The organism is Curtobacterium sp. MCSS17_015, assembly GCF_003234265.2.
Lineage (GTDB): Bacteria > Actinomycetota > Actinomycetes > Actinomycetales > Microbacteriaceae > Curtobacterium.
Window position 1 is genome coordinate 486,377 of record NZ_CP126256.1, and the last position, 26,454, is coordinate 512,830.

At 73.6% G+C, this 26,454-nt stretch carries 29 protein-coding genes; 23 read left to right on the forward strand and 6 right to left on the reverse strand.

From position 1 onward, the window contains the following. Positions 1–193 precede the first annotated feature (193 nt). The 12 genes from DEJ18_RS02300 to DEJ18_RS02355 all read left to right on the forward strand — a co-directional run bounded on the left by DEJ18_RS02300 (position 194) and on the right by DEJ18_RS02355 (position 11,854). Positions 194–754 (forward strand): DUF2231 domain-containing protein, encoded by a 561-nt coding sequence (locus DEJ18_RS02300; RefSeq protein ID WP_111209397.1) that lies wholly within the window; start codon positions 194–196, stop codon positions 752–754. Between the two features lie 134 nt (positions 755–888). Further along, positions 889–1,542, forward strand: a complete 654-nt coding sequence (locus DEJ18_RS02305) for a response regulator transcription factor (protein ID WP_220034276.1) — start codon at positions 889–891, stop codon at positions 1,540–1,542. Next, positions 1,539–2,720, forward strand: coding sequence for a sensor histidine kinase (locus DEJ18_RS02310; RefSeq protein ID WP_111209399.1), 1,182 nt, complete (start codon positions 1,539–1,541; stop codon positions 2,718–2,720). Before DEJ18_RS02305 ends, DEJ18_RS02310 begins: the two co-directional genes overlap by 4 nt. Positions 2,721–2,817: 97 nt before the next feature. After that, the gene (locus DEJ18_RS02315) at positions 2,818–3,339 is read left to right on the forward strand and encodes a hypothetical protein (protein ID WP_146241454.1); all 522 of its coding nucleotides are present in this window, start codon (positions 2,818–2,820) and stop codon (positions 3,337–3,339) included. 74 nt (positions 3,340–3,413) lie between these two features. Further along, positions 3,414–3,959 (forward strand): hypothetical protein, encoded by a 546-nt coding sequence (locus tag DEJ18_RS02320; protein ID WP_111209401.1) that lies wholly within the window; start codon positions 3,414–3,416, stop codon positions 3,957–3,959. After that, the gene (locus DEJ18_RS02325; RefSeq protein WP_111209402.1) at positions 3,956–4,990 is read left to right on the forward strand and encodes an efflux RND transporter periplasmic adaptor subunit; all 1,035 of its coding nucleotides are present in this window, start codon (positions 3,956–3,958) and stop codon (positions 4,988–4,990) included. Before DEJ18_RS02320 ends, DEJ18_RS02325 begins: the two co-directional genes overlap by 4 nt. Further along, the gene (locus DEJ18_RS02330; protein ID WP_220034277.1) at positions 4,987–5,703 is read left to right on the forward strand and encodes an ABC transporter ATP-binding protein; all 717 of its coding nucleotides are present in this window, start codon (positions 4,987–4,989) and stop codon (positions 5,701–5,703) included. The genes DEJ18_RS02325 and DEJ18_RS02330 overlap by 4 nt, the downstream gene beginning before the upstream one ends. Next, the gene (locus tag DEJ18_RS02335; protein WP_220034278.1) at positions 5,700–6,887 is read left to right on the forward strand and encodes an ABC transporter permease; all 1,188 of its coding nucleotides are present in this window, start codon (positions 5,700–5,702) and stop codon (positions 6,885–6,887) included. Before DEJ18_RS02330 ends, DEJ18_RS02335 begins: the two co-directional genes overlap by 4 nt. Before the next feature lie 151 nt (positions 6,888–7,038). Further along, the gene (locus DEJ18_RS02340; RefSeq protein ID WP_111209403.1) at positions 7,039–7,827 is read left to right on the forward strand and encodes a DeoR/GlpR family DNA-binding transcription regulator; all 789 of its coding nucleotides are present in this window, start codon (positions 7,039–7,041) and stop codon (positions 7,825–7,827) included. Continuing rightward, positions 7,824–8,843, forward strand: a complete 1,020-nt coding sequence (locus tag DEJ18_RS02345) for a 1-phosphofructokinase family hexose kinase (protein ID WP_111209404.1) — start codon at positions 7,824–7,826, stop codon at positions 8,841–8,843. Before DEJ18_RS02340 ends, DEJ18_RS02345 begins: the two co-directional genes overlap by 4 nt. Positions 8,844–8,905: 62 nt before the next feature. Next, complete coding sequence (locus DEJ18_RS02350; RefSeq protein ID WP_111209405.1) at positions 8,906–11,062, forward strand: PTS fructose transporter subunit IIABC; 2,157 nt, start codon at positions 8,906–8,908, stop codon at positions 11,060–11,062. A 90-nt stretch (positions 11,063–11,152) separates the two neighbouring features. Continuing rightward, the gene (locus DEJ18_RS02355; protein WP_111082619.1) at positions 11,153–11,854 is read left to right on the forward strand and encodes a DedA family protein; all 702 of its coding nucleotides are present in this window, start codon (positions 11,153–11,155) and stop codon (positions 11,852–11,854) included. A 78-nt stretch (positions 11,855–11,932) separates the two neighbouring features. Here the strand turns inward: DEJ18_RS02355 and DEJ18_RS02360 are convergent, their stop codons facing one another. Then, on the reverse strand, positions 11,933–12,130 hold the full coding sequence (locus tag DEJ18_RS02360; RefSeq protein WP_110891495.1) for a hypervirulence associated TUDOR domain-containing protein: 198 nt from the start codon (positions 12,128–12,130) through the stop codon (positions 11,933–11,935). Positions 12,131–12,345: 215 nt separating this feature from the next. On the opposite strand from DEJ18_RS02360, the gene DEJ18_RS02365 reads away from it, so the two are divergent. Together DEJ18_RS02365 and DEJ18_RS02370 are read left to right on the forward strand one after the other, a co-directional pair. Then, complete coding sequence (locus DEJ18_RS02365) at positions 12,346–13,401, forward strand: serine/threonine-protein kinase (protein WP_111209406.1); 1,056 nt, start codon at positions 12,346–12,348, stop codon at positions 13,399–13,401. An 86-nt stretch (positions 13,402–13,487) separates the two neighbouring features. Then, complete coding sequence (locus DEJ18_RS02370) at positions 13,488–14,111, forward strand: phosphoribosylanthranilate isomerase (protein ID WP_111082621.1); 624 nt, start codon at positions 13,488–13,490, stop codon at positions 14,109–14,111. 58 nt (positions 14,112–14,169) lie between these two features. Here the strand turns inward: DEJ18_RS02370 and DEJ18_RS02375 are convergent, their stop codons facing one another. Continuing rightward, on the reverse strand, positions 14,170–14,934 hold the full coding sequence (locus tag DEJ18_RS02375; protein WP_111209701.1) for an HAD-IIB family hydrolase: 765 nt from the start codon (positions 14,932–14,934) through the stop codon (positions 14,170–14,172). Between the two features lie 77 nt (positions 14,935–15,011). Beyond that, positions 15,012–15,599 (reverse strand): nitroreductase family protein, encoded by a 588-nt coding sequence (locus DEJ18_RS02380; protein ID WP_111209407.1) that lies wholly within the window; start codon positions 15,597–15,599, stop codon positions 15,012–15,014. 61 nt (positions 15,600–15,660) lie between these two features. On the opposite strand from DEJ18_RS02380, the gene DEJ18_RS02385 reads away from it, so the two are divergent. Continuing rightward, a complete protein-coding gene (locus DEJ18_RS02385) occupies positions 15,661–16,584 on the forward strand; it encodes an AEC family transporter (protein ID WP_111209408.1) in 924 nt (307 codons plus the stop codon). Positions 16,585–16,651: 67 nt separating this feature from the next. On the opposite strand, the gene DEJ18_RS02390 is transcribed toward DEJ18_RS02385, so the two are convergent. Beyond that, on the reverse strand, positions 16,652–17,488 hold the full coding sequence (locus tag DEJ18_RS02390) for an exodeoxyribonuclease III (protein WP_111082624.1): 837 nt from the start codon (positions 17,486–17,488) through the stop codon (positions 16,652–16,654). A gap of 153 nt (positions 17,489–17,641) precedes the next feature. Between DEJ18_RS02390 and DEJ18_RS02395 the strand changes: the two genes are divergently transcribed. From DEJ18_RS02395 to DEJ18_RS02420, 6 genes are read left to right on the forward strand one after another with little or no spacing between them, the layout of a single operon-like run. After that, positions 17,642–18,088, forward strand: coding sequence for an Asp23/Gls24 family envelope stress response protein (locus DEJ18_RS02395; protein ID WP_111082625.1), 447 nt, complete (start codon positions 17,642–17,644; stop codon positions 18,086–18,088). Further along, positions 18,085–18,276: a DUF2273 domain-containing protein gene (locus tag DEJ18_RS02400; protein ID WP_111082626.1), complete on the forward strand. Its 192-nt coding sequence runs from the start codon at positions 18,085–18,087 to the stop codon at positions 18,274–18,276. Before DEJ18_RS02395 ends, DEJ18_RS02400 begins: the two co-directional genes overlap by 4 nt. Beyond that, positions 18,273–18,614: a hypothetical protein gene (locus DEJ18_RS02405; protein WP_146241455.1), complete on the forward strand. Its 342-nt coding sequence runs from the start codon at positions 18,273–18,275 to the stop codon at positions 18,612–18,614. The genes DEJ18_RS02400 and DEJ18_RS02405 overlap by 4 nt, the downstream gene beginning before the upstream one ends. Next, positions 18,611–19,225: a hypothetical protein gene (locus DEJ18_RS02410; RefSeq protein ID WP_111209410.1), complete on the forward strand. Its 615-nt coding sequence runs from the start codon at positions 18,611–18,613 to the stop codon at positions 19,223–19,225. The genes DEJ18_RS02405 and DEJ18_RS02410 overlap by 4 nt, the downstream gene beginning before the upstream one ends. Then, a complete protein-coding gene (locus tag DEJ18_RS02415; protein WP_111209411.1) occupies positions 19,222–19,812 on the forward strand; it encodes a hypothetical protein in 591 nt (196 codons plus the stop codon). The genes DEJ18_RS02410 and DEJ18_RS02415 overlap by 4 nt, the downstream gene beginning before the upstream one ends. 3 nt (positions 19,813–19,815) lie before the next feature. Then, positions 19,816–20,658, forward strand: coding sequence for an aminoglycoside 3'-phosphotransferase (locus DEJ18_RS02420; protein ID WP_258376823.1), 843 nt, complete (start codon positions 19,816–19,818; stop codon positions 20,656–20,658). Positions 20,659–20,703: 45 nt separating this feature from the next. On the opposite strand, the gene DEJ18_RS02425 is transcribed toward DEJ18_RS02420, so the two are convergent. Further along, on the reverse strand, positions 20,704–22,059 hold the full coding sequence (locus DEJ18_RS02425; protein ID WP_111082630.1) for a M23 family metallopeptidase: 1,356 nt from the start codon (positions 22,057–22,059) through the stop codon (positions 20,704–20,706). Between the two features lie 101 nt (positions 22,060–22,160). Continuing rightward, a complete protein-coding gene (locus tag DEJ18_RS02430; protein WP_111209413.1) occupies positions 22,161–23,852 on the reverse strand; it encodes a hypothetical protein in 1,692 nt (563 codons plus the stop codon). Between the two features lie 88 nt (positions 23,853–23,940). On the opposite strand from DEJ18_RS02430, the gene pyrE reads away from it, so the two are divergent. Together pyrE and DEJ18_RS02440 are read left to right on the forward strand one after the other, a co-directional pair. Beyond that, on the forward strand, positions 23,941–24,492 hold the full coding sequence (gene pyrE, locus DEJ18_RS02435; RefSeq protein ID WP_220034279.1) for an orotate phosphoribosyltransferase: 552 nt from the start codon (positions 23,941–23,943) through the stop codon (positions 24,490–24,492). Then, positions 24,489–26,429 carry a hypothetical protein gene (locus DEJ18_RS02440; RefSeq protein WP_111209415.1) on the forward strand — a complete coding sequence of 647 codons (1,941 nt, stop codon included), beginning with the start codon at positions 24,489–24,491 and terminating at the stop codon, positions 26,427–26,429. Before pyrE ends, DEJ18_RS02440 begins: the two co-directional genes overlap by 4 nt. Positions 26,430–26,454 lie beyond the last annotated feature (25 nt).

The window sequence follows — 26,454 nt, forward strand, 5'->3', positions numbered from 1 at the left end:
AGTGTCGGTGGGGGAGGCCCGGTGTCGGTCCGCAGGAACGGCCCCGGGCCTCCCGTCCGCCGGGGGCACCAGCGGCGGGTGGCGGACGCCCGGGGCGTCCGGCACGGCGGACGACCGGACGAGGGGGTCCGCGGAGCGCACTGCCGCCCGCCGATGTGGGCCGCCACAGCGCCACCGGCCTACGGTCGGTTCCATGCCCGAGTTCCGCGCCATCCGTCGCATCACCGAGTCCATCGAGCGCGCCAGCATCCTCGACAAAGCCGTCGACGTCGACCGTGCGCTCGTCCGCGCCGTCGCTCGACCCCGTGCCCTCCGGCAGCTCCTGCACGGTGTGCCCTTCGGCCACCCGATCCACCCGCTCATGGTGCAGGTGCCCCTGGGTGCCTGGATCTCCGCAGCGGTCCTCGACCTGGTCGGCGGCCCGGGCAACGCGAAGGCCGCGAAGACGCTCGTCGGCGTCGGCGTCGCGTCGGCGGGCACCGCGAGCGTCGCCGGGTACGTCGACTGGTCGGAGCTGAACCGTGAGCAGCTCCGCACCGGATGGGTGCACCAGGCCGTGAACTGGGTCGGGATCTCGCTGTACGGCCTGTCCTGGCTGCAGCGGAAGCGCGGCAACCACGGCGCCGGCAGGCTCCTCGGGTTCGCCGGGCTGACCGTCGTGAGCGTCGGCGGCTACCTCGGTGGGCACCTGTCCTACCGGCAGCGAGCCGGCGTGAGCGAGCACGGCGAAGTGCCGTACGACGCCGAGGCCTGAGCCCCGCGGGGACCGGTGCCCGCCGAGGTCCGCTCGGGCCGGCGCACCGGTCTCCGGCGTGCACGGCGACGACCGGCACGGCACCGTCTCCCTCGCCCCAGCTGATCCACAGCGCACCGGCATACGGTATGTCAGTGCGCGTACTGGTGGTGGACGACGAGATCCCGCTGGCCGACCTGATCGCCCGTGGGCTGCAACGGCAGGACATGGCCGTGGACGTCGCGTACCGCGGGGACCACGCCGACGAGTTGCTGTCCGTGCACGACTACGACGTCGTCGTGCTCGACCGCGACCTGCCCGGCATGCACGGCGACGAGGTCGCCAAGCGCCTCGCAGCCCGGGGACGCCTCACCCGCGTGCTCATGCTCACCGCGGCGACGACCCTGACCGACCGGGTGCACGGACTCGAACTCGGCGCGGACGACTACCTGGCGAAGCCGTTCGAGTACCCCGAGCTCGTCGCGCGGGTCCGAGCCCTCGGCCGACGCGCGGTCGTGCCGATCGCGCCCGTCCTCGAACGCGACGGCATCGTCGTCGACTCGAACCGGCGCATGGCGACCCGCGACGGCCGCCCCCTGGACCTGACCAGCAAGGAGCTCGGCGTGCTCGAGGTGCTCCTGCAGGCCGATGGTGGCATCGTCCCCGCCGAGGAGCTGCTCGAGAAGGTCTGGGACATGAACGTCGACCCGTTCACCGCGGCGGTCAGGGTCACCATGTCGAAGCTCCGGCGGAAGCTCGGCCCGCCCGACCGGATCCGGACGGTCCCCGGGCAGGGCTACGCCCTGTGAGGCGTGCCTGGAGCATCCGCGCCCGCACGGCGCTCGCGTTCGCGCTCACGTCGATGGCGCTCACCGCCGCGGCGATCGTCGTCGTGAACATCGGATCGCAACACTCGATCGCCGAGGTGACGGAGCTCTCCGAGACCCTGCCCGAGCCGATGCTGCACCCGACACCCGCGGTCCGCCCCGATCCGTCGTCACCACCGCCCACCGAGCGGATCGCCATCGTGTCGCGCGTGGCGACGTCGCAGTGGCAGTGGTCGGTACTCGGCATCGGTGCCGCGGGGGTGCTCTCCGGCGGCACGGGTTGGCTGCTCAGCCGGCGGATGCTCGCGCCGATCGATGCCATCACGGCGACCGCGACACGCATCTCGGCGTCGACGTTGCACGAACGGATCGCGCTCGAGGGCCCGGACGACGAGCTCCGGCGGGTGTCGCGGACCATCGACGGCCTGCTCGACCGGCTCGAGCAGGCGTTCGAGAGCCAGCGTCGGTTCGTCGCGCAGGCCTCGCACGAACTCAGGACGCCCCTGGCCGTGCAGCGCGCCGCCATCCAGATCGGCCTGCACGACGGTGCCCGTCCCACGGAGATCGCCTGCGCTCGGGAGGACCTGCTCGAGCAGAACCGGCGGACGGAGCACCTGGTCGAGTCGCTCCTCGTGCTGGCGGAGGCCGAGCGCGGCTTGGACGGCCGGACGGTCGCCGTCGATCTCGGTGCCCTCGTTGACGAGGTCGTCGCGGAGCTGTCGGACACGGCCACGGCGGCGGGCGTGACGGTGACGTGCCGACGTGCGTCCGGGCCTCCCGGCGGTACGCCGATCACCGTGGACTGCGAACCGGTGCTGACCCGGCAACTCGTGCACAACCTCGTCGACAACGCGATCGAGTACAACCACGCCGGAGGTGACGTCCGCGTCACCGTCGACGGGACGGGCCTCCGCGTCGAGAACACCGGCGATCCCCTGCCCGCCGAGGTCGTCGCGACGCTCACCGAACCGTTCCGCCGGGCGGACGGCGTCACCGGTGCCGGCACCGGCCGCGGTGTCGGCGTTCCGGTCGCGCGTCGACACAGCGGCCTCGGACTGTCGATCGTCGACGCCGTGGCGCAGGCCCACGGGTGGTGCGTCGAGGTCACGCCGCGCGGCGGCGGCGGACTCGTCGTGTCGGTCGGCACCAGGGCGCGCTGATCGTCCCGATGCCGGTGGTGCGCCCGCCCGCGGGTGTTTCGTCGGTGCAACCCCGACCGGTCCGCTGCCGAAACACCCGGTCGGCTGTGCTGTGAGCATGACGATCACCGCACACATCCCGACACGACTGCTCCTGACGGCCGCACTCGCCCTCGGGCTCATCGGCGGCCTCGCCGGCTGCAGCGGCTCGGGCGACGACCGCCCGGACGCCCATTCGAGTTCCACCGCCAGCACCGGCATCGGCGCCGACTGGGGCACCTGCATGCGCTCCGCCGGCTTCGACGTCGAGGACCCGAGTGACGACCTGGTCCGGTCGGGCACGGTGCTCGCGCCCCAGGGCGTGGACCAGGAGCGGTACGCCGCGGCCGCCGACCGCTGCTCGTCCGCCGTCGGCGTCGAGCGGAAGGACTCCGCGGCGCAGGACTCGTGGGCGCGCCAGTACGAGCGCGTCGCGTCCTGCATCCGGGACGAGTACCCGGACTACCCGGAGCAGCCGGAGGGGACGCTCGGCCTCTCCCCGGAGGACTACCCGCGGGCCACGGAGTCCGGGTTCCAGGAGAAGGCCGACGCCTGCCTCGAGGAGTTCTCCCCGGGCACGAAGACGCAGCAGGCCGGATGACGCCCGCCGGGCCGCGCACGTCCCGACAGTGCTCCCGACACGACGACGACCACGACGAAAGAAGGACCACGACCATGACACGCACCACGACCACGAAGACCACCGCGACCCTCGGCGCCCTCGCCGTGCTGCTGCTCACACCAGGCCTGCTCGCCGGCTGCAGCGGCAACGGTGACGACGGAACCGGACCCGGCACCGGGACGAGCAGGAGCGCCGCCCACGTGAAGGCAGGGGAGTTGGGCGACTGCCTGCGGAAGAAGGGCTACGACGTCTCCGACGACGAGCTCGGGGTCGGCGGTGGGACGTCAGCCGAGCTCTCGCTCCCCGGAGGGGTCGACGCGCAGCAGTGGCTCGAGGACACCGCCGCCTGCTCGGGGACCAGCACATCTGCGGGGGAGGTGTCGGAGGCGAAGACACCTCCGGGGTACGAGGAGGCCGACCGGAAGGCGTCGGAGTGCATCCGCGAGCAGGGGTTCGCCGACTACCCGGACGACGACGAGGACCGATCCGCGTACCGCCCGGCGGACGAGAGCGCCTTCGAGCGCGTCGCGGAGCAGTGCGAGGACGAGGCGTTCGCCGGCCTCGGCGACGAGGCCTCCTCGAGCGGCGGCGACCGATGAACCGCCGTCGCACCACCGTCCTCGTCACGGCTGGCTGCCTGGTCGCCGCTCTCGGCGCGGGAGCAGCCGCATGGGCGACCGTCGCCGCACCGAGCACCGCGACCGCCGACACGACGACGCACCGCAGCACCACCGTCGTCACGAAGGGCGACCTCGTCGAGTCGCGGACCTTCGCGGGCGTGCTCGGCTACGGCGAGACGGCCGCGGTGTCCGCTTCCGCCTCCGGCACGATCACCTGGCTGCCGGAGCCTGGACAGGTCATCCACCGCGACGAACCGCTCTACGCGGTCGACGAGCGCCCGGTCCGTGCCTTCATGGGCACGACCCCGCTCTGGCGCGACCTCGTCCCCGGCACGGCGGGCGCGGACGTCCGGCAGCTCAACGAGAACCTCGCCGCCCTCGGCTACGACGTCGTGCAGGACGACGACTTCGGGCGGAGCACCGCCGCCGCGGTCCGGACGTGGCAGGAGGACCACGGGCTCACGGTCACCGGCACCGTCACGGCCGACCAGATCGCCTTCGTCGACGGGGACGTCCGGGTCGCCTCGGTACCGGCGGGCCTCGGGCAGCCGGCGGGCGGCGAGGTCCTGCAGGTGACGAGCACCCGGCGCGTGGTCCAGGCCACCGTGCCGGACCGGGACGCCGGGCAACTCGCCGTCGGGACCGCGGTCGAGGTCCTCGTGAACGGCACGGGTGACGCCATGCCCGGTGAGGTGACCGATGCCGAGCCGACGGAGAGCGACGACGGCGGACAGTCCGTCGCGGTCACGGTCTCGTTCGACGCCGGTCGCCGTCGTCTGCCGGAGGCCGCGTCCGCCCAGGTCATCGCCCGGGGTCGGACCGAACGCGACGTCCTGTCCGTGCCGGTGTCGGCGCTCAGGGCGTCCGACGGCTCGGGCTACGCGGTCGACGTGGTGCGCGCGGGCGAGCCGACGGAGTCGGTGCGGGTCGAGGTCGGCCTCGTCGCGGACGGACGAGCCGCGGTCATCGGGGACCTGCACGAGGGCGACCGCGTGGTGGTGCCCTCGTGAGCGGCGAGGTGGTGCTCGAGCTGCGGGACGTGACGCGCACGTACGGCGAGGTGCACGCGCTGCGTGGCGTCTCGATCCGGGTCCGGCGAGGAGAACTCGTCGCCGTGGTCGGGCCGTCCGGGTCCGGGAAGTCGACGATGCTCAACGTGGTCGGCACCCTCGACCGGCCGACGTCCGGATCCGTGTCGATCGCCGGCACCGACGTCGGAGCCGTGCCGGACGACGCGCTGTCCGCCCTGCGGGCCGAGCACATCGGCTTCGTGTTCCAGCACTTCCACCTGCAGGCCGGCGCGACCGCCGCCGAGAACGTGGCGGACGGGCTGCTCTACACGGGCACGGACCGTCGGCAGCGGTCGGATCGCGCGGTCGCGGCGCTCGAGCGCGTCGGACTCGGGCACCGGGTCGACCACCGGCCGGGACAACTCTCCGGTGGCGAGAAGCAACGGGTGGCGATCGCCCGGGCGGTGGTCGGGGAGCCGACGGTGCTCCTCGCCGACGAGCCGACCGGCGCGCTCGACACCGCCTCGGGTGCGACGGTCCTCGCCCTGCTCCGGGAGCTCAACGCCGCCGGGACCACCGTGCTCGTGATCACGCACGACCTCGACCTCGCCGCTTCGTTGCCGCGCCAGGTGCGGATGCGGGACGGCGCCATCGAGGACGACTCAGCGAGCGACGCGCCCTCCCTCGCGACGGCGATCGGGGTCGGGCGGTGAGCGCCCGACGCACCCTCGGCGCCGGCGACCTGCTGCGGCTCGGGGTGTTCGGCCTCCGCACGCGCCCCACGCGGGTGGTGCTCTCCGCACTCGGCATCGCCATCGGCATCGCGGCGATGATCGCGGTCGTCGGCATCTCCGCGTCGAGCAAGGCCGCACTCGACCGTGTGCTGGACGCACTCGGCACGAACGTGCTCACCGTCACGAAGGCAGAGGGGTTCGGGGAACCGGTGCCGCTGCCCGAGACCGCGGTCGACTCCGTACGGCGACAGGACGACGTGCTCACGGCCGCCGGGGTCGGCAAGGTCGACGGCGGCAAGGTGTACCGGAACCCGTTCGTGCCGGCCGCCGAGACGAAGGGCATCGGGGTGTTCGGTTCGTGGGGCGACGTGCCCGAGGTGCTCGGCGGCTCGGTCGCCTCGGGGCGATGGCTCGACACGGCGGCCGACGCTCCGCCGCAGATGGTCCTCGGCGCGGATGCCGCCCTGGCGCTCGGCATCGACCGGGTCACCCCGGACACGCGGATCTGGACGGCTGGCCGGTGGGTGCAGGTCGTGGGGGTCCTCGGGCCGATGCAGCTCGCACCGGACCTCGACAACCAGGCGTTCGTCCCGCGAGGGCTCGCTGGCGATCTCGGGTTCGACGGGCATCCCACGGCCGTGTACACCCGGGTGGACCCGGAGCGGGTGTCCGAGGCGCGTGCCGTCCTCGCCCGCACGGTCAACCCGTCGTCGCCCCAGGACGTGGGGGTCACCCGGCCGTCCGATGCCCTCGCCGCGAAGAACGCGACGGACGACTCGTTCACCGGGCTGCTCGTCGGCATCGGCGGGGTCGCGCTGCTCGTCGGCGGCATCGGCGTCGCGAACACGATGGTCATCACGGTGCTCGAACGGCGTGCCGAGGTGGGGGTGCGACGCGCGCTCGGTGCCCGGCGGCGGGACATCCGCGACCAGTTCCTCGTGGAGTCGTTGCTGCTGTCGTTCCTCGGTGGGGTCGCCGGCGTGGTGATCGGTCTCGGCGTGACCATCGCGTTCGCCCTCGGGCAGGGCTGGCCGATCGCGGTACCGCTGTGGGCCGTCGCCGGCGGACTCGGGGCCACGGTCCTCATCGGCGGCGTGTCCGGGCTCTACCCGGCGGCGCGCGCAGCGCGGATCCCGCCGACCAGCGCGCTGGCAGCCGTCTGAGGCGGGCGGCCAGGAGGCCCGGGACCGGTCGGCCGGACCGGCCCCGGGCCTTGCGTCTGTGGTCCTGTTGCTTTCCGACGCCGGATGGTTGCGTTCGTGTTGCGTCCGCGCGTACAGTGCTCGGAAGCAACAGGAACGAAGGAGTCCGGGCATGTACGCAACGGAGCGGCACGAGGCCATCGCCGCCGCCCTGCAGTCCGCGGGGCGGGTCTCGGTGGCCGGGCTCGCCGAGCACCTCGACGTCACGACCGAGACGGTGCGCCGCGACCTCGACGCCCTCGAGACCCTCGGGGTCCTGCGCCGGGTGCACGGGGGAGCGGTGCCGGTGGACCGGTCGAGCCTCGTCGAGCTCAGTGTCGCCGAGCGCGAGGGACAGCACGGCCCGGAGAAGACCACGATCGCACGAGCCGCGATGCGCCTGGTCCCACCGACCTTCACCGGCTCGATCGCCCTCGACGCGGGCACCACGAGCGGGGCGGTCGCGATGGAACTCGCGCGCTGGACCCCGGCGGACGCAGGCACCACGATCACGGTCATCACGAACTCCGTGCCGATCGCCAGCACGCTGCAGCACAGTGCGCACGTCGAGCTGCACCTGCTCGGCGGTCGGGTGCGTGGCGTGACGAGTGCCGCGGTCGGCACCGCCACGGTCGACCAGATCGCTGCCCTCCGCCCCGACGTCGCCTTCGTCGGCACGAACGGTCTGTCGGCCGGATTCGGGCTCAGCACCCCGGACGAACACGAGGCCGCAGTGAAGGGCGCCTACGTCCGTGCCGCCCGGCGCAGCGTCGTCCTCGCCGACGCGGCCAAGCACGGTGTCGAGGCCCTGATGCGCTTCGCACGCCTCGACGAGGTCGACACGCTCGTCACCGACCAGGCGCCCCCGGCCGACCTCGCCGGCGCGCTCGCCGACGCCGACGTCGAGGTGGTCGTCGCATGAGCACCTCCACACGGATCGTCACGGTCACCCCGAACCCATCGCTCGACCGCACGATCGAACTCTCCGGGGAACTGCAGCGCGGTGCCGTGCAGCGGGCCACCCGGTCGACGGCCGAGCCCGGCGGCAAGGGCGTCAACGTCTCCCGCGTCGTCGTCGCGAGTGGCGGGGACACCACGGCGGTGCTGCCCGGTGACGACGCCGACCCCGTGCTCCTCGGCCTCGCGACCCGGGGCATCCCGACGGCCGCGCTGCCCATCGGTGCCGCCCTCCGCTCGAACGTCACCGTGACCGAGCCGACCGGCACCACCACGAAGCTCAACGAGCCGGGCCCCTCGCTCGCCGGACGCCTCGACGACCTCGCCGACCTCGTCGCGAGCACGGCCGGCGCCACGGCCACCGGGCCGGCCGCGCGTTGGGTCGTCCTCGCCGGGTCGCTGCCGCCCGGGCTGCCCGACGACGCCCTCGCCGTCCTCGTCCGCGCGGTCCGCGCCCGACACGGCGCCGACGTGCGGATCGCGGTCGACTCGTCTGGCGTGCCGTTCACCGCGCTGCTGCAGTCCGGCGAACGGATCGACCTGGCGAAGCCGAACGCCGAGGAGCTCGCCGAGGTCGTCGGCGGTGACCCGGAAGCCTACGAGCAGGACCCGGCCCTCGCCGCCGAGGCCGCCGGACGGCTCCGGAGCCGCGGAGTCGACTCCGTCCTGCTCACCCTGGGCAGCGCCGGAGCCGTGCTCGTCACCCCGGACGGTTCCTGGACCGCTGCCGCGCCCCGCATCACCGCACGCTCGACGGTCGGTGCGGGGGACTCCGCGCTCGCCGGGTACCTGCTCGCCGAGGTCGCCGGCGTCGACCCCGCCGCCCGGCTCGCCCAGGCCGTCGCCACCGGAGCCGCGGCGGCCGCCCTGCCGGGCAGCGACGTGCCCGCCCTCGACACCACCGACCCGGACGCCGTCACCGTCCACGCCCTCGGGCCGGCCCCCACCAGGACCACCGGCCCCGTCCCCACCGTCGCCTAGGCGACGCGCCCTCCCCGACACCAGCACGCCCGGCGCCCGTCGCCACTGCAAAGGAGCACACCATGTCCGCTGCGCACAGCGCGGGACGCGACCAGCGTCTCATCAGCCCCGATCTCGTCGGGCTCGACGAGGACCTCGGCGCCACCTCGTCCGACGTCATCCGCGTGCTCGCCGACCGCATCGCCGCGACCGGCCGCGCCGACTCCGGCGAGAGCCTGGCCGCCGACGCCATCGCGCGCGAAGCCTCCGTCGGCACCGGCGTCCCCGGGGGCATCGCCATCCCGCACGCTCGGTCGACCTCGGTGACGAGTCCGACCCTCGCCTTCGCACGCTTGGCCCGGACCGTGCCGTTCGGTGCCCCGGACGGCGACGCCGACGTCGTCTTCATGATCGCGGTGCCCGACGGGGCGGACAAGGACCACCTCACCGTGCTCTCCACCCTCGCCCGGGCGCTCATCCGCGAGGACTTCACGGCTGCGCTCCGCGCCGCCACCACCGCGCAGGAGATCGTCGACCTGGTCGACCGCGAGGTGAGCGGCGAGGTCGCCGCAGCCGGTGTCGGCACCGCTGGCGGAGCCTCCACGGCGACCGGACAGGAGGCCCGTCCCGACCGCGCCGCGGAGACGCACGTCGTCGACAGCGACACCTCCGGCACCACCGGTCGCCGGAAGGTCATCGTCGGCGTCACCGCCTGCCCCACCGGCATCGCGCACACCTACATGGCCGCCGACGCCCTCGTCGCCGCCGCCCAGCGGGCCGGCGCCGAGATGCACGTCGAGACGCAGGGGTCCTCGCAGGTGGAGCCCCTCGACCCGGCCCTCATCGCCCGCGCCGACGCCGTCGTCTTCGCGGTCGACGTGGACGTCCGGGACCGCGCGCGGTTCGCCGGGAAGCCGCTCGTCTCCGGGCCGGTCAAGCGCGGCGTCGACGAGCCGGACGCGATGATCGCCGAGGCGCTCCGCGCGGCCGACGACCCCGCGGCCGCCCGCGTCTCCGGCTCCGCGGCCGAGGCCGGCACGGGCACCGCGAAGGACGAGCACTTCGGCCAGGCCCTCAAGCGCTGGCTGCTCACGGGTGTGTCGTACATGATCCCGTTCGTCGCGGGCGGCGGGCTGCTCATCGCGCTCGGGTTCCTGCTGTCGGGCTACGGCATCGCGCTCGACCACGGCGACTCGGGGCAGAACAACGCCGTCTGGACGCTGACGAACCACACGCTGCTGGACCTGCCGCCGGAGGGGCTCGGGTACTACCTCGGTGCTGCGGCGTTCCAGATCGGCGGCGTGTCCCTCGGGTTCCTCGTCGCGGCACTCGCCGGGTACATCGCGTACGCCATGGCCGACCGGCCGGGCATCGCCCCGGGCTTCGTCGCGGGGTCGATCGCCGTGTTCATGAACGCCGGGTTCCTCGGTGGCCTCGTCGGTGGCCTCATCGCCGGTGCCGCCGCGTACTGGATCGGGCGCATCCCGACGTGGCGCTGGCTGCGCGGGCTCATGCCGGTCGTGATCATCCCGCTGTTCGCGTCGATCATCGCCTCGGGCCTCATGCTCCTCGTGCTCGGCGGCCCCATCGCCTGGCTGATGACCCAGCTCACCGGGTTCCTCAACTCGCTCACCGGTGCCTCGGCGGTCCTGCTCGGCATCATCCTCGGGCTCATGATGGCGTTCGACCTCGGCGGCCCGGTCAACAAGGTGGCGTACGCGTTCGCCGTCGCCGGGCTCGGTGCGGGCAGCGCGTCGAACGTCGTGCCGTTCGAGATCATGGCCGCGGTGATGGCCGCCGGCATGGTCCCGCCGCTGGCACTGGCCCTCGCGTCGACCCTCCTGTACCGCAAGGGCTTCACGAAGCCCGAGCGGGAGAACGGCAAGGCCGCGTGGCTGCTCGGTGCCTCGTTCATCTCCGAGGGCGCGATCCCGTTCGCCGCGGCCGACCCGCTGCGGGTGATCCCGGCGTCGATGGTCGGTGCGGCCGTCACGGGTGCCATCTCGATGGCGGCGGACGTCACCTCGCGGGCACCGCACGGCGGGATCTTCGTGTTCTTCGCCATCGGCAACGTGCTCATGTTCATCGTCGCGGTCCTCGCCGGCACGGTCGTCTCCGCGCTCGTGCTCGTCGCGCTGAAGAAGTGGGTGCGTCGGGCTCCGGCGGCGACGGACGTCGCGGCCGGTGAGGCAGCCGCGGCAGGCGACACGGTCGGGCAGCGCGCGCCGGTCGCCGCCTAACGCAGCCCTGTCCGGACGGGAGGCTCCCCACCGGAGGCAGGGCGGCGCCGCACACCGGACTCTGTCAGCCCGCTCAGGCAGGGTGGCGGGATGACGACCGCCGTCCCCTCGACCGTCGCCCACGTCGGCACCGCCTCCGGCGACCCCGGATCAGGCGGAGGCCCGGACCCGGACATCGGCGGGCTCACCGGCCTCGTCCTGCAGGTCATCGACACGATGGGGGAGTGGGGCGTCGCCCTGATGCTCTTCATCGAGACGGTGTTCCCGCCGATCCCGTCCGAGGTGATCCTGCCGCTCGCCGGGTTCCTCGGGGGTGCCGGCCGGATGAACCTGACACTGGTGCTCGTCCTCGCCACGGTCGGTTCGTACGTCGGGGCACTCGTGCTCTACTGGCTCGGCGCGGTGATCGGCTTCGAACGCACCGTGCGGTGGTTCGGCAAGCTCCCGCTCGTCGACGAGGACGACTTCCGCAAGGCGGCGTCGTGGTTCCACCGGCACGGCAAGAGCGCGGTCTTCTTCGGTCGCCTCGTGCCCGTCGTCCGGAGCCTCATCTCGCTGCCCGCCGGCGCGGACCGGATGCACCTCGCCACGTTCTCGCTCTTCACGATCCTGGGCAGCGGGCTGTGGAACTCGGTCCTCGTGCTCGGCGGAGCCGCACTCGGCACCCAGTACGACCGCGTCGAGGCGTACACCGAGTGGATCGACCGGGCCGTGTACCTGGCCGTCGTGGTGGTCGTCGTGGCGTTCGTCGTCCGGCGCATCCGCCGGGGTCGTGCCGCAGCGCGCGACTGACCCCGGCGGCCCCGCCAGTCCGACGACCACCGAGGGCGCCAGCCCCCGGTCGCGCCGCGGCACCCGCACCCGCAGGCGCTACTTCGCGGTGAGCGCCGATTCCTTGTGCGCGGCCTGCTTGCCCGACTTCTCCGACTCGATGATCCAGTACGGGTCGTCGTCGGTCGGCTTGAAGGTCTGGCCGTCGAACTCGAAGTCCTCCGTCTTCTTCTCGACGAGCTTCCCCGTCGTCTTCCCCTGCGAGGTGTTCCACTGGACCTCGTCGCCCTTGCGCATGTCGGCCTCCCGCCGTCCTCCGGAGGACCATCCGTCCGGGACCCGGACGGTACGCGCAGACGCTGCATCATCCCTGGTGCGCAGTTCCGGCCCCGTCCACCATCACGATCGGGTGACGGCGGCTCGGATCGGCGGGGCCGCGGGGTACCGTTGCCGAGGAGTCACACCGCGAACACCCGACGCGGGTCCGGACTCCCGAGGGATCGACGTGCACCATGAGCCTGGCCACCGACAGCGCGAGGGCGGAGACCGTCCTGGCCGGACGGTACCGTCTCGTCAAACTGATCGGGACCGGCGGCATGGGGTCCGTGTACGAGGCCCGGGACGAGCACACGTACCGCGCCGTCGCGGTCAAGATGTTCGCCACCCCGGAGCGGATGACCACCGCCGACCGGGTGCGCCAGGAGCGTGAGATCCGCCTGCTCAGCATGCTCTCGCACCCGGGCCTCATCCCGCTCTACGACGCCGGCACGCACGACTTCGAGGACGGCCCGCACCGCTACATCGTGATGGAGCTCATCGCCGACGCGACCCTGCTCCGCCGCCTGGCCGAGGGACCGTTGCACAACTACGAGGTCGCGGACCTCGGCGCGCAGCTCGCCGACGCCCTGGCCTACGTGCACTCCCGCGGCATCGTGCACCGGGACGTGAAGCCGGCGAACATCCTGCTGAGCGACGAGGGTGCCTCCGGGTTCGTCCGCACCGTCAAGCTCACCGACTTCGGGGTCGCGCACTTCGTCGACGGTTCCCGGCTCACCAACGACGGCACGATCATCGGCACAGCGGCGTACCTGTCGCCGGAGCAGGTCGCCGGGGAGCCGATCAGCTACGCCACCGACGTCTACTCCCTCGGACTCGTGCTGCTCGAGGCCCTGACCGGCACGCAGGAGTACTCCGGCACGGTGATCGAGGCGGCACTCGCCCGGCTCCGACGTGACCCGAAGGTGCCGGACTCGGTGGCGTCGGAGTGGCGGGACCTGCTCACCCGGATGACCGCGCGTGACCCGGCGAAGCGACCGACGGCGGTCGCGGTCGCACGCGCACTCCGCGGCGGATCGACCCAGGTCACCGGACCAGTGCCGCTCGGGCCGGGCCGGGAGGTCCACCGACGGGAACACCGCATGCACCGCGCCGCGCACCGCCACGCCCGCCGCGGGACGTTCGACGTGGTGCGACGGTGGCGTCGGCGGAACGTGATCGCGGCGTCGGTCACCGCCCTCGCGGTCGCCGCGGCCTGCGTCGGGTCGTACGTGGTCGGCGCGCTGCACTGACCGACCTCCCCGGTCCCGGCCCCCGTTCGCTCAGCGCACGATGGGTGGACCGTTCCCGCCCGGGAGCGATCAGGCAGGATGGGAGCATGAGCGACCAGCGCTGGATCAAGATCTGTGGCCTCTCCACGGCGGAGACCGTGGACGCGGCCGTCGACGCCGGTGCGGACGCGGTCGGGTTCGTCTTCGCCGCCGGCAGCCCCCGCACGGTGACCGCCGACGCCGCGAAGGAACTCGTCGAGCGCCTGCCCGACGGCATCGACGCCGTCGGCGTGTTCCGCGACCAGGCGATCGACGAGGTCGTCGGCATCGCCTCCGAGGTCGGGCTCACCACCCTCCAGCTGCACGGCCGCGAATCCGCGTCGGACTTCGCACGCGCCCGCGACGCCGGGTTCTTCACGATCCGTGCCGTCGCCGCCGCGGACTACCTCGGCGAGACGCCCGAGCAGCGCGGATCGTACGACCACGACCTGCTCCTGCTCGACGCGGCGGTCCCCGGCAGCGGGCACCTCGTCGACCCGGCCACCCTGACCGGCACGGTGGACGAGGCGTGGATCCTCGCCGGCGGGCTCACCCCGGCGAACGTCGCCGACCTGGTACAGCGGCTCGACCCGGACGGTGTCGACGTCTCCAGCGGCGTGGAGTCCGAGCGCGGGGTCAAGGACCCGGCCAGGATCCGCGCGTTCGTCGAGGCCGTCCGCAGCATCCCCTGAACCACGCGAGGCACGCTACCGACCGGCGCCGTGTCTCGCGTCCGTCGCGTGGTCGCCGTCAGGCGGGCCGGAGCGTGGGGACGAGGTCGCGGAGGAACGCGTCGGTGTCCTCCCATCCCTCGACCGCGTGCGACGGGACGCCGAGCGCCTTGACCGGGTAGTCGTTGCCCTCCGGGTCGAGCCGGTCCCCGACGAAGAGCATGTCGTCGAGCGCGATGCTGGTCAGTTCGGCCAGCCGCTGCATGCCGTAGGCCTTGTCGATGCCCTTGCGGGTGATGTCGATGCTCGTGGAGCCGCCGGAGCGGACCTCGAGGTCCGGGAGCTCGGCCTGCACGCGGCGACGGAGGTCGTCCTTCTTCGCACCGGTGGGGTCCCACTGCTTCTTGACGTCCACCGGAGCCGTCTGCCCCAGCGCGGAGAACGTGATCTGCGACCCGCGGTCCTCGAGGATGTCGCCCCAGGGCTCCGCCTCCCAGTAGCCGGCGGCCTTCGCCTGCGCCTCGACCGCCACGAGGGCACGGGCCTTCTCGTCCTCGGTGAGGTCCTCGGCGTACTGCAGTGCCCAGTCGCCCGCATCCCAGCGGTAGTACCGCGTGCCGCACGTCGGCATGAGGTGCAGGTCGTCGAGGCGCAGTCCCTCGCGCTTCCGGAGCGGGGTGACGAGCTGCTGCTCGAACTGCTGGAAGTTGCCGCCGCTGATGACGGCCACGGGGACCACCTCGAGCAGGGACGCGAAGGTCTCGAGCATGCGGGCGTCGAGCGGGGACTTCGACGGGGCGAGCGTGTCGTCGAGGTCGAAGGCGACGAGGCGAGGTGCGGACATGCCCTCGATCATGCCAGGGCCGGGTGCGCCCACCGGTCCGGGACGGCCCCGGCTCGGTGTCGGGCCCGACCGCCGCGTCACTCCTTGACGAGCACGACCTCGTCGAGCGGGAGGCGCGTGCGCGGTGCGGTCTCGCGCTCGGCGGCCTTCTCGTCCAGCTGCGAGGCGTCGGCGACGTGGCCGATCGCGGTGACGGTCACCGGCACGAGGTGCTCCGGGAGGTCGAAAGCGGCACGGAGCGCGTCGACCTCGAAGCCGCCCATCTGGTGCAGGTGCAGCCCCTCTGCGTGGGCCTGCACGGCGAGCGCGGCGACCGACTGGCCGAGGTCGTACTCCGCCCAGCGGCGCTGCTCACCGTCGGCCGTGACCGGCTCGGCGATCGCGACGAGGAGTGCTCCGGCGCGGTGGGCCCAGGCGCCGTTGAAGCCCATCAGCGTGGCGTGGATGCGGTCGAAGGTCGGGGTGCCGCGACGGCCGACGATGAAGCGACGGGGCTGCGTGTTCGCGGCGGAGGGAGCCCAGCGCGCGGCCTCGAGGACGGCGTCGAGCTGCTCGTCCGAGATCGTCGCGGTCTCGTCGTACGAACGGGGGCTCCATCGCTCCTCGAGCAGGGGCACGAGGGGCTGGCTGGAGTCGGTCGAGCGGGAGAGCGTGTTCGTCGTCATGGTCGACCGAACATCCGTGGGATCACCGGTATTTCCGCGATCGCCTGCGAGGATGGGCAGGATGAGTGGTGTCCTGGTCGGCTTCGCGATCATCGGCGTCGTCATCGCAACCGGCTACGGTGTCGGCCGAGCCGGGCTGCTCGGGCCGCACGCGCAGTTCGTGATGAGTCGACTGGCGTTCTTCGTCCTCATGCCGTGCCTGCTCTTCCACACGATCGCCACGGCCGACGTCGCGACGTTGTTCTCCCCGATGCTCGCCGTCTCGGCCCTCACCGCGCTGTCGGTCGCCGTCGTGACCGCGGTCGTCTTCGCGCTCGTGCTCCGGCGCCCGCTTCCCACGACCACCGTCGGGGCCCTGGCGGCGTCGTACTCGAACGCGAACAACATCGGCCTGCCCGTCGCGGTCTACGTCCTCGGGCAGGCGACCGCGGTCGTGCCCGTGATCATGCTGCAGCTGGTCGTGATGGCGCCGATCGCGCTGACCGTCCTCGACGCGGCCACGGCCTCCGGGGGCGGGTGGCGGCGTCGGGTGCTCGGGCCGGTGTCGAACCCGCTCATCATCGCGTCGCTGCTCGGACTCGTGTGCTCGGTCACGCAGCTCACGCTGCCGGAACCGGTGCTCGAACCGTTCGCGCTCGTCGGCGGGGCCGCGGTCCCGCTCGTGCTGCTCTCGTTCGGGATGAGCCTGCACGGGTCGGCACCGCTGCGGGACCCTGCCATCCGCCTCGACGTGCTGCTCGCGACCGTCGGGAAGCTCCTGGTGATGCCGGTGGTCGCGTTCCTCCTGGCCCGGTACGCGTTCGGGCTCGACGCCGAGCACGTCTTCGTGTCGACGGTGCTCGCCGGGTTGCCGGCGGCGCAGAACGTCTTCAACTACGCCCAGCGGTACGACGCGGCGGTCCCGGTCGCGCGGGGCGTGGTGCTGCTGACGACCGTCGGTTCCGTGCCGGTCCTCGTCGCCATCGCGGCGCTGCTGCACCCGTAGGTGGGGCGCGGCGGACGGGAGGCGCGGTGCGGACCCGGCGCGCGCCTCCTGTCCGGGAGGGGCGAGGTCAGAAGATCATCGGGCGGTCGTCGTCGAGGACCGTGTCGAGGTCCAGGTCGACCGACACCGGCACGTGGTCGCTCGGGGCGTCGCCCTTGCGCTCGTCGCGGTGGATGGTCGCGGCGACCGTGACGTCGGCGAAGGCCTGCGAGCCCATCACGAAGTCGATGCGCATGCCCTCGTTGCGGGGGAACCGGAGCTGCTTGTAGTCCCAGTACGTGTACCCGGTCGGGACGATCGGGCGGACCACGTCCTGCAGGCCGCGCTCCTCGAACGTGCGGAACGCCGCGCGCTCGGGCTCGCTGACGTGGGTCGAACCCTCGAAGACCCGCATGTCCCAGACGTCCTGGTCGAGGGGCGCCACGTTCCAGTCGCCCATCAGCGCGAGGGGCAGGTCGGGCTCGGCCTGCAGCCACTCGGTGGTGCGGTCGGCCAGCTGGGCGAGCCAGTCGAGCTTGTACGTGTAGTGCGGGTCACCGAGCTCCCGGCCGTTCGGGACGTAGAGGCTCCACAGTCGGACACCCTCGACGGTGACGCCGATGGCACGGGCCTCCACCGGCAGGTCCGGGCCCTCCTGGCCCTTGAGGAAGCCGGGTTGTCCGGGGAAGTCCCGGGTCACGTCCTCCATCGGCAGACGACTGGCGAAGGCGACGCCGTTCCACTGGTTGAGGCCGTGTGCCTCGACCGTGTACCCGGCGGCCTCGAACGCCTCGACCGGGAACTGCTCCGGCTTGCACTTGATCTCCTGCATGCCGAGGACGTCGACGTCCTCACGGACCAACCAGTCGACGACCCGGCCCACTCGGGTACGGACGGAGTTGACGTTCCAGGTCGCGACGCGCATGGGATCGAACCTACCGGGAGCGACCGACCGGCCGCCGGAGCCGTCGGCGGTCGTCAGTTGCCGCAGCTGGACGGGACCCCGTGGACCCGGACGAGCTCCGGTGCCAGGGTGTTGCCTGGGGGCACATCCAGACCAGGACCGCAGGAGGCACTCATGGCAACGACGGCGAACTCCGACCGTGTGGACGGCACGACCACCGGCAGCACCACCACCCAGGTCACCTCGGCCGGCCGCACGATCATCGACGACGCAGTGGTCGCGAAGGTCGCCGGCATCGCCGCCCGCGACGTCGCCGGGGTCGCCGCCCTCGGCGGGAACACGGCCAGGGCCTTCGGTGCCATCCGTGACGCCATCGGCTCGAGCGACCTCGGGCAGGGCGTCCGCGTCGAGGTCGGCGAGACCCAGGCCGCCGTCGACCTGACGATCGTCGTCGAGTACCCCACGCCGATGCAGCAGGTCGCCGCAGCGGTCCGGCAAGCCGTCACCGACGCGATCACCGACCTCGTCGGCCTGCAGGTCACCGAGGTGAACATCGCGATCGTCGACGTCGACATCCCGGCGCTCGACGCACCGGTCGTCCCCGAGACGCGCGTCCGGTGAACGCCACCGTCGTCGGCATGGCGGTCGGCGCGGTCCTCGCGATCGTCGCCCTCACGCTCGGCTTCTGGGCGTTCGTCGTGGTCGCCGTCGCGATCGCGATCGGTGGCCTGGTCGGCCGGATCGTCAGCGGTGACGTCGACCTGCGCCGTCTGCTCGACGTGCTCCGCGGCCGCCGGAGCTCGTCGTGACCCCAGGACCGGTGCCGGGGACCGACCGCATCGCGTCCCCTGCCCTCGTGCACACCGCGCAGGCGGTGGCCGCCGAGGCACTCCGCGCACCGCTCCGGGAGGTCCGTGCCCGGGTCGTCGACGACGGTCGCGGTGCGTTGGCGGTCGAGGTCACGAGCCCGCTCACCCTGCCGGTCCTCGGCTCGCACGTCCTCCCCGGTGAACCCGTCCTCGCGACCGCACACCGTGCCCGGGCCACCATCGCCGAGCGCCTCGGGGCGATCACGGGACGGAAGGTCGAGCGTGTCTCACTGACGTTCTCGTCGGCCGTCCTCGACGCGCCGCGGAGGGTCCGGTGAGCGGGGGCCCCGCCGCGACGACCCCCTCGGCGGACGACGACCGCTTCGTGCGCCGACTCGTCCGTCGGGAGACGACCGTGTCACGGTCGGCGTCCGTCGTCGTCGCGATGACGGTCCTGCTCCTCGTCGCGGTGGCGGTGGCGACCGCAGCGGTCGTCGTCCTGCTCGACCAGCGCATCGCGGGCATCGATCCGCGGACGACGATCGACGCCGCCGTCCGTGCACCGGCGGGACTCGTCGACGCGGTGGTCATCGCGACCGGTGCCGCGCTCGCGGTGCTCGGGCTGTGGTTCCTGCTGCACGGTGTCCTGCCGGCCCGACGACCGCGGCACGCCGTCCGGTCCACCCGCCTGGGCGTGGTCGTCGACGACGAGGTCCTCGCGTCCGCAGCCGCCCGTGCCGCGCGCTCCGCCACGCGCCTCGGGCCGGACGCCACCGTCGGCTCCGTGGGTCGCCGCACGCTGGACGTCGTCCTGCTGCCGGCCTCCGGCGTGGACGTCGACGCGGCCGCCGCGACCGCCGCGGTCGAACGGGAACTCGCCGCCGTCGAGGTCGCACCACCCCTGACCACCCGGGTCCGGGTACGACCCACCGGCAGGATCGACGGATGAACGGCACGAACCGCACCCTCGGCCGGCTGGTCCTCGTCCTGGTCGGTCTCGCGTTCCTCGGCCTGGGGACCGCCGTCGTCCTGGTGCAGACCCGTCCCGAGGCGGCCGACCGCTGGCGCAGTGCCGCCGGTCCCGTGCTCGGCGGCCTCGGGTCCGGGGCGGCACGGGACGTCGCCGTGCCCGCCTGGTCGTGGGTGCTCGGCGGCGCCGTCGTGCTCGGCGTCCTCGCGCTGCTCGTCCTCTCGTCGCTCGGGGGTGGCCGGACCGGCACCGTCGTGGACGACGACGGTCCGGTGGACGGTCTGCCCGGGCGGGTCCGGATCGAGGCCGCGGCGATCGAGCACGCGCTGTCGTCCGCGATCGCCCCGCTGCCGCAGGTGGCGTCCCTCGCGGTCGACGTCCGGCGCGTCCGCCGACGCACCGCGGTCCGGATCGTCGTCCGCACCCGTCGCGGTGCGCCCCCGCGCGAACTCGTCGAGCGCGTCGAGGACGTCGTCCGCGACCTCGATGCGCTGCTCGGGGAGCGGCTGCCGGTGCTGCTGCGGATCGTCCGCGGTGGCTCGTCACGGCCCGACCGGGTGCGCTGAACCGTGAGGGACGTCGGTGCCCTGCCGGACGACCCGCTCGCATCCGGAGCGGTGCCCGACGACCTCGCCGGTCGTGGCGGGGCACCGGACGGGCACGTCGAACTCCCGGCCGCCGTCATCGGACTCGCCGCTGGTCGCGCGGTCGAGCCGGTGTGGGTGAACTCCGCCGGTGGGAAGACCTTCCGGATCGGACCGTCCCCGGCCCGTGCTGCGGGCTACGTGAAGTGGGTGCCGCCGCGGAACGCGCCCTGGATCGTCGCCGAGGTCGAGCGGCTCCGCTGGGCCGGCCGGTGGCTGCCGGTGCCGGAGGTGGTCGACCACGGCGCGGACGAGTCCGGCGCGTGGATGACGACCCGACCGGTGCCGGGCTGGAGCGGGGTCGACCCCCGCTGGGCGGACGACCCGCGTGCGGTCGTGGTCGCCGTCGGGGAGGGGCTCCGCGCGATGCACGACACGCTGCCGGTGGCACCGTGCCCGTTCACGTGGTCGACGGACGAGCGGCTCGACCGTGCCCGGGCGGCCGGCGCCGACGTCGACGCGATCGGCCCGCGACCCGTGGTGGACCAGCTCGTGGTCTGTCACGGGGACGCCTGCACGCCGAACACCCTGCTCGGCGCGGACGGCCGGTGGCTCGGACACGTGGACCTCGGAGCGCTGGGCGTCGCGGACCGGTGGGCCGACCTGGCGGTGGCGTCGATGAGCCTCGGCTGGAACCACGGCCCGGGCTGGGACCGACTGTTCCACGAGGCCTACGGGCTGCCGCAGGACCCGGAGCGGACAGCCTGGTACCGGGCCCTCTGGGAGCTCGACGTGGACGACGTGGACGATCCGCGTCGCACGGCCTGAGCCGCGGGGTGGTCCGGTCGCGCGACCCCAGACGCTGCCGGTGGGCTAGAAGCCGACGCCGCGGGCGCCCATGAACGACACCGGGTCCACGGTGCCGCCGCCGACGTGCGTCTCGAAGTGCAGGTGGCACCCGGTCGAGTTGCCCGTCGAGCCGACGAGGGCGATGAGCGTCCCCGCGCTGACCTGCTGACCGGGGGAGACCCGGAAGCCACCGTTGACGATGTGCCCGTACGCGGTCTTCACGCCGCCGCCGTGGTCGATCCGCACGTAGTTGCCGTACCCGCCGTAGGGCCCGACGTAGTCGACCGTGCCGGAGGACGCCGCGACGATGGCGGTCGAGCAGCCACTGCCGAGGTCGATGCCGTCGTGCATGCGGACCACGCCGGAGACCGGGTTCACGCGGACGCCGTACCCGCTGGTGATCCAACCACCGGCCGGTCGGACCCACCCGGAACCCGAGCCGCTGCCGGGGGCGGCTCCACCACCGGAGCTGACCGGGGCACCGCCGCCACCGCCACCTCCCTGGTTCGCGGCGGCTGCGGCCGCTGCGGCCTGCTCGCGCTGCTGGCGTGCCAGTTCGGCTTCGAGGGCCTTGCGTCGACGCTCCTCCTCCGCCTTGCGGATCCGCTCGCCCTTCTCGTACTGGGCCTCGGTGGTGGCGCGACCCGACGTCAGGGACGCGAGCTGCGCCTCCAGGCGGGACTTGTTCGCCTCTTGTTCGTCGTAGGCGGCCTGGGCGCGGTCGGACGCTGCCTGCGCCTCGCTCATCCGGTCCTGTGCGGCCTGGGCGAGGTCCTCGAGCGCGAGGGCCGCGCGGTCGGCCTGGTCGGTCAGCGAGCGGGCGACGGAGGCGTCGTTCGTGGCCGCGGTCTCGACGCGCTCGGCCTGCTCGGAGAGCTTGCTCAGCGCGCCGAGGTCGTAGAGCAGGTCGCGGGCATCCTCGCCACCGGTGAGCACGCTCGTGGTGACGTCGGCCCCACCGGAGCGGGCCATCTGCGCGGCGAACCGACCGGCCTGCGCGGCACTGGCCTCGGCGACCTCGGCGTGGTCCTCGGCGTCCTCCCGCAGGGACTGTTCCTTCTCCGCAGCACGCAGGGCCTTCCGCTGAGCGGCTTCGAACGCGGCGCCGAGACGCTCGGCTTCGGCACGCGCGGAGTCGACCTCTTCCGACAGGCCGGAGATGATGCCGCGGATCTCGACGATCTGGGACTGCTTGGCGGACTCCTTGCCGCGGGCCGCGACCACGTCGTCCCACGAGGGGTAGGTGGCGGCCTGTGCGGCGGGCGCGTCGAGGACCAGCGTGCCGATGAGGCCGGCGATCGCCAACCCGGTGGCGAGCAGGCGCCGTCGGCCCGTCGGCGCGGAGCGGGGACGGGGAGCGGTGACCACGGAGCGAGACATCGGAACGGAGCCTATACATCTCCACAGGCGCTTCGCTGCGGCGACGCTCCGCTGTGGACGGATCCGTGGCGAGATCGAGGCTGTGGAGGACGGGATGACCGTCAGAAGCCGCGCTCGCGGAGGATCCGCTCCGCCGACCCGACCACGCGCGTGCGCAGCAGCTCGGCACCCCGGGTGCCCGCGTAGTCGTACACGTCGTACCCGGTGCAGTGCGTGATCGTCGCCGGGCGTCCGAGCGAGTCCTCGACCGGCGTGGTCCAGACGTCGCCGGAGCCGATCACGACGTAGTCCGGCCGGGCGTCGCGGTAGGACCCGAGGTCGACGAGCCACGGGTAGGTGTCGAAGGTGTCACGGACCTGGAGCAGCCGGACGTCCTGTTCCGCGTAGGCGGCGAGCGGCCGGATCGTCCAGAACTGCCCGACGCCGACGGGGTCGCGACCCGCGGTGCGGTTCGCGTCGACCCAGCGGTCGAGGCACGAGACCGGCGTGTACCGGGCATCGGCCACGGTCCGGACCGTGCCGGGCGTCACGGCGACCCCCGCGACCAGGACCAGCGCGGCCCCGACCGTCAGCACCGTCCGCAGGGCACGGACGGGGCGGTGCAGCCGGGTCTGCCGGACGGCGGTCCGAGTCAGCTCGCACACCGCGACGAGCGCCAGGAGCGGCATCGTCACGACCGGCTCGAGGTAGCGCGGCGTCTCCGACCCCGCGACGACGACCCCGACCGAGACCGCGACGATCGTCACGAGCGGCAGCGCGGTCGCCACGAGCACCGTCCGGGACGACCGTGCCCGCCACGCCCAGACCGTCCCGCCCGCGCTGAGCAGCACACCGAGCAGCATGAGGACGAGCCCGGCGTCCCCCGAGGCCGAGGCGGCCCGGTCGTCCGTGAGCGCGGCGAAGAACGCGGCCGTCTCGCCCGCCTGCTCCGGGTGCACGTAGGTCGACGGGTCGAGCGAGACGAACGGTCGGAGCGGGATCCGGACGAGGTACCCGACCACCGCTCCCAGGGTGAGCGTCGCGGCCACGGCCACGGCCACCGACGGTCGCCACGGCAGCCGTCGGGCCACGACGAGCAGCGCGAGCGTCACCACGACCGGTCCGGCCGACCACGGGACGTACAGCGGGTTGGAGGCGGTGGTCACCGCCGCCACGAGGCCGAGGGTGACGAGGACCGCCACGGACGCCCGACCGGTCCGGACCGTCCGGAGCACGAGCACCGCGGTGCCGAGCATCGCGAGCACCGCCCCGTAGTAGTAGGTCGTCGTGAGCAGCAAGGACGCCAGCTCGAGGGAGGTCGCGGTCGCCGAGGACTCGGTCAGGACGAGCATCGTCACCAGGACGGCGGCGAGGACGGACACCGCGACCCGGGCCGGACGGGCAGCAGCCGGCATGAGTTCGGTCGCCGCTGCCCGCACGATCGCGTACACGGCGAGCAGCACGAGGACGCCGTTCAGCGCCAGGGCCTGCTGCGGTGTCGCGGTGACGGCGGAGACGGCGAGGTAGACCGGCAGCTCCGGGAAGAAGAACAGCGCCGGCGACATCGCCCACTCGAACGGCTGCCCGAGCGCGATCGACCGCGCCACGAGCGGCAGCAGCACGGAGTCGCCGTCGTACCAGAGGAGGGCCACCCGTTCCGTGGCGAGCACGTGCCGGAGTGCGACGACCGCCAGGGCCACGGACAGGAGGGCGCCGACGACCTCGTGCGCGACCGCCCACACGACGGCGGAACGGGCAGGACGGTCGCCGGCCTCGAGCGGCCGGACTCCGTCCTGCGGTCGGACGAGGGGCATGACCGGAGCGTACCTGCGACGGCGTCCCGGAAGCCGGACAGAGCGCCCGGGGAGCGCGGACCGGCCGTCCCCGCTAATCTTGGGCACCGTGACCCACGCGCGCGAGCAGTTGATCGAGCACATCAAGGCCGATGCGGTCTTCCACGGCGACTTCACGCTGACCAGCGGGAAGCAGGCGTCGTACTACATCGACCTCCGCAAGGTGAGCCTCGACCACCGCGTCGCCCCCCTCATCGGCCAGGTCATGACCGACCTCATCGCGGACGTTGCCGACGTCGACGCCGTCGGCGGTCTCACCATGGGCGCCGACCCGATCGCGAGCGCCGTGCTGCACCAGGCAGCCGCCCGCGGCCTCGCGTACGACGCCTTCGTCGTGCGCAAGGAGCCGAAGGACCACGGCCGTGGCCGGCAGGTCGAGGGGCCCGACGTGCGCGGCAAGCGCGTCGTCGTGCTCGAGGACACCTCCACCACCGGCGGATCGCCGCTCAAGGCCGCCGAGGCGCTCGAGCGCGAGGGCGCCGTCATCGCCGCCGTCGCCGTCGTCGTCGACCGGGACACCGGCGCGAAGGAACGGATCGAGGCGGCGGGGTACCCGTACCTCGCGGCGATCGGGCTGGCCGACCTGGGGCTGTCCGCGTGACCGAGGAGCGTCCGGAGGGGCGCGACGAGTCCGACCGGTCCGTCACCCCCGACACCGGGGACGACGGACAGGAGGCTCGACGCGGCTCCGACACGGGCGCTCCGTTCCAGGGGCTCCGCAGTGCCGCCGACATCTTCGGCGCGCCGCTGACGGAGGACGAGTGGCCCTCCCGCCGCGAGCGCCGGGAGGCCGAGCGCGCCGCCCGGCAGGCGGGTCGACCGGAGCCGGAGCCCTTCACCGCCCCCGCGTCCGTGCCGGCCGCCCCGGCGTCGGCACCGGCTCCCGCGTCGACGTCCGCTCCCGCGTCCGTGCCGGACCCCGGGGCCACGCAGGCGATCTCGATGCCCGAGGAACTCGCACTGCCCGGCGGCGTCGCCGGCCGGGTCCCGCCGCCCGCTGCCGTGCCCCCGGTCCCGAACGCCCCCGACCCCCGCGCGATCTCGCTGCCCACCGCCCGCTCCGACCGCGAGGCCCGCGCCGCCGAGTCCCGCGCGATCGAGGACGAGCGTCGCCGCACCGACCCGGACGGTCTCGGCCGCTCGGACGTCGACTGGCTCGGACGCGCGAAGCCCACCGCCACGCCGTCCGCCGACGATCCCGCATCGGTCGCGTCGGTGCCGCCAGCCCTGGCCGGGGGCCCCGCCGCGCAACCGCTCGGCGTCGAGGACGTCCTGCCCTCGACCGCCGAGCCGCCGAGCTTCACCGAGCTGCTCCGCCTGCACGACGACGTCGACGGTGCCCCGCAGGCCGACCGTCCGTTCGACTGGTCCGTCCTCGGTGACGAGACCGGCGAAGTGCAGACCGCGTTGACGCAGGACTCCTTCGACACGAACCTCGTCGCCGCGGGCTCCTGGGCCGCCGGCACGTCGGTCCCCGACGACGTCGACACCGGCGGGCCCGTGCCCGACGTGCCCGACGCCGACCCGGCCGGCGAGCGGACCACTCCGTCGGGCGGGTCGAGCTGGTCGCTGAGTGACGAGGCCGCCCGGACCGGTGAGGTCTTCCCGGGTGACGTGACGGACGAGGGGACCTCGGTCTTCCCGGTCGTGTCCGACCCCGTCCCGTCTGCCACCACACCTGCCCCGGCCACGCCGGTCGAGCACGACCGCGACCTCGACGACGACCTGGACGACCCCGACGTCGGCACCACCGGCGGACCCGCTCCGACCGCCGCGTTCGCGCCCCGCTCGGCCGCCCCGGTACCGCCGCCGTCGGTCCTCCCGCCCGTGGTGCCACCGTCCGCCGCGACTGGGTGGTGGGCGGCGGAGGACGACGAGTCGCCGCGGGTGGTCCCCGCCGACGGTGTCCCGCCGTCGGTCCAGCCGGGGCCGCGATCCGCGTCCCGGCCACCGGTCCCGCCGACGCCCTGGACCGACTCCGTGTCGGGCGGCGGCGGCGGCGCCGACCGCACGGACCGGAACGCCTCCGCCGGGTACGACGACCGGCGTGACCAGCACGACCGAGCGGGTCAGGACGACGCGCCTCGGCCGCTCGCGCCCGAGGACATCGACCAGTCCGAGTGGCAGGGCCGCGAGACGAGCGACACCGGCGTCATCAAGGACCTGTTCGGCACCGAGGCGATCGACCAGATCCGTGGTCTGCCCGAGGACACGAGCACGCGGATGATGCCCGCCGTCCCCGCGGCCCCCGGCAACGGCGCTCGCAGGGACGACTCGGCCGGCGCAGCGGGTGCCGACCGGGACAACTTCATCAACGAGGGCTTCGCCCGCCTGCAGAGCGAGGGCAGGCGCGGGAAGCAGCTCCTGGTCTACGGGTCGATCGCGATCATCGTGGTGCTGCTCGTCGTGGTGTTCCTGCTCACCAGGTGGCTGCTCGGCAACACGATCGAGGACCACCCGGCAGCGCCGTCGAGCAGCCCGGCCGCCGCCGCTGCAGCGCATCCCGCGACGTCCGGCACGCTCCCGCCCGTCGGCTGACGCTCGCCGCCGCCGCCGCCGCGTG

What these genes read in the sequence shown, in the direction of transcription:
- DEJ18_RS02315 (WP_146241454.1), top strand. Translation starts at nt 2,818, where the DNA reads ATGACGATCACCGCACACATCCCGACACGACTGCTCCTGACGGCCGCA.
- DEJ18_RS02355 (WP_111082619.1), top strand. Translation starts at nt 11,153, where the DNA reads ATGACGACCGCCGTCCCCTCGACCGTCGCCCACGTCGGCACCGCCTCC.
- DEJ18_RS02340 (WP_111209403.1), top strand. Translation starts at nt 7,039, where the DNA reads ATGTACGCAACGGAGCGGCACGAGGCCATCGCCGCCGCCCTGCAGTCC.
- DEJ18_RS02385 (WP_111209408.1), top strand. Translation starts at nt 15,661, where the DNA reads ATGAGTGGTGTCCTGGTCGGCTTCGCGATCATCGGCGTCGTCATCGCA.
- DEJ18_RS02415 (WP_111209411.1), top strand. Translation starts at nt 19,222, where the DNA reads ATGAACGGCACGAACCGCACCCTCGGCCGGCTGGTCCTCGTCCTGGTC.
- DEJ18_RS02425 (WP_111082630.1), bottom strand. Translation starts at nt 22,059, where the DNA reads ATGTCTCGCTCCGTGGTCACCGCTCCCCGTCCCCGCTCCGCGCCGACG.
- DEJ18_RS02320 (WP_111209401.1), top strand. Translation starts at nt 3,414, where the DNA reads ATGACACGCACCACGACCACGAAGACCACCGCGACCCTCGGCGCCCTC.
- DEJ18_RS02375 (WP_111209701.1), bottom strand. Translation starts at nt 14,934, where the DNA reads ATGTCCGCACCTCGCCTCGTCGCCTTCGACCTCGACGACACGCTCGCC.
- DEJ18_RS02365 (WP_111209406.1), top strand. Translation starts at nt 12,346, where the DNA reads ATGAGCCTGGCCACCGACAGCGCGAGGGCGGAGACCGTCCTGGCCGGA.
- DEJ18_RS02370 (WP_111082621.1), top strand. Translation starts at nt 13,488, where the DNA reads ATGAGCGACCAGCGCTGGATCAAGATCTGTGGCCTCTCCACGGCGGAG.
- DEJ18_RS02345 (WP_111209404.1), top strand. Translation starts at nt 7,824, where the DNA reads ATGAGCACCTCCACACGGATCGTCACGGTCACCCCGAACCCATCGCTC.
- DEJ18_RS02390 (WP_111082624.1), bottom strand. Translation starts at nt 17,488, where the DNA reads ATGCGCGTCGCGACCTGGAACGTCAACTCCGTCCGTACCCGAGTGGGC.
- DEJ18_RS02350 (WP_111209405.1), top strand. Translation starts at nt 8,906, where the DNA reads ATGTCCGCTGCGCACAGCGCGGGACGCGACCAGCGTCTCATCAGCCCC.
- DEJ18_RS02380 (WP_111209407.1), bottom strand. Translation starts at nt 15,599, where the DNA reads ATGACGACGAACACGCTCTCCCGCTCGACCGACTCCAGCCAGCCCCTC.
- DEJ18_RS02430 (WP_111209413.1), bottom strand. Translation starts at nt 23,852, where the DNA reads ATGCCCCTCGTCCGACCGCAGGACGGAGTCCGGCCGCTCGAGGCCGGC.
- DEJ18_RS02395 (WP_111082625.1), top strand. Translation starts at nt 17,642, where the DNA reads ATGGCAACGACGGCGAACTCCGACCGTGTGGACGGCACGACCACCGGC.
- DEJ18_RS02360 (WP_110891495.1), bottom strand. Translation starts at nt 12,130, where the DNA reads ATGCGCAAGGGCGACGAGGTCCAGTGGAACACCTCGCAGGGGAAGACG.
- DEJ18_RS02325 (WP_111209402.1), top strand. Translation starts at nt 3,956, where the DNA reads ATGAACCGCCGTCGCACCACCGTCCTCGTCACGGCTGGCTGCCTGGTC.
- DEJ18_RS02300 (WP_111209397.1), top strand. Translation starts at nt 194, where the DNA reads ATGCCCGAGTTCCGCGCCATCCGTCGCATCACCGAGTCCATCGAGCGC.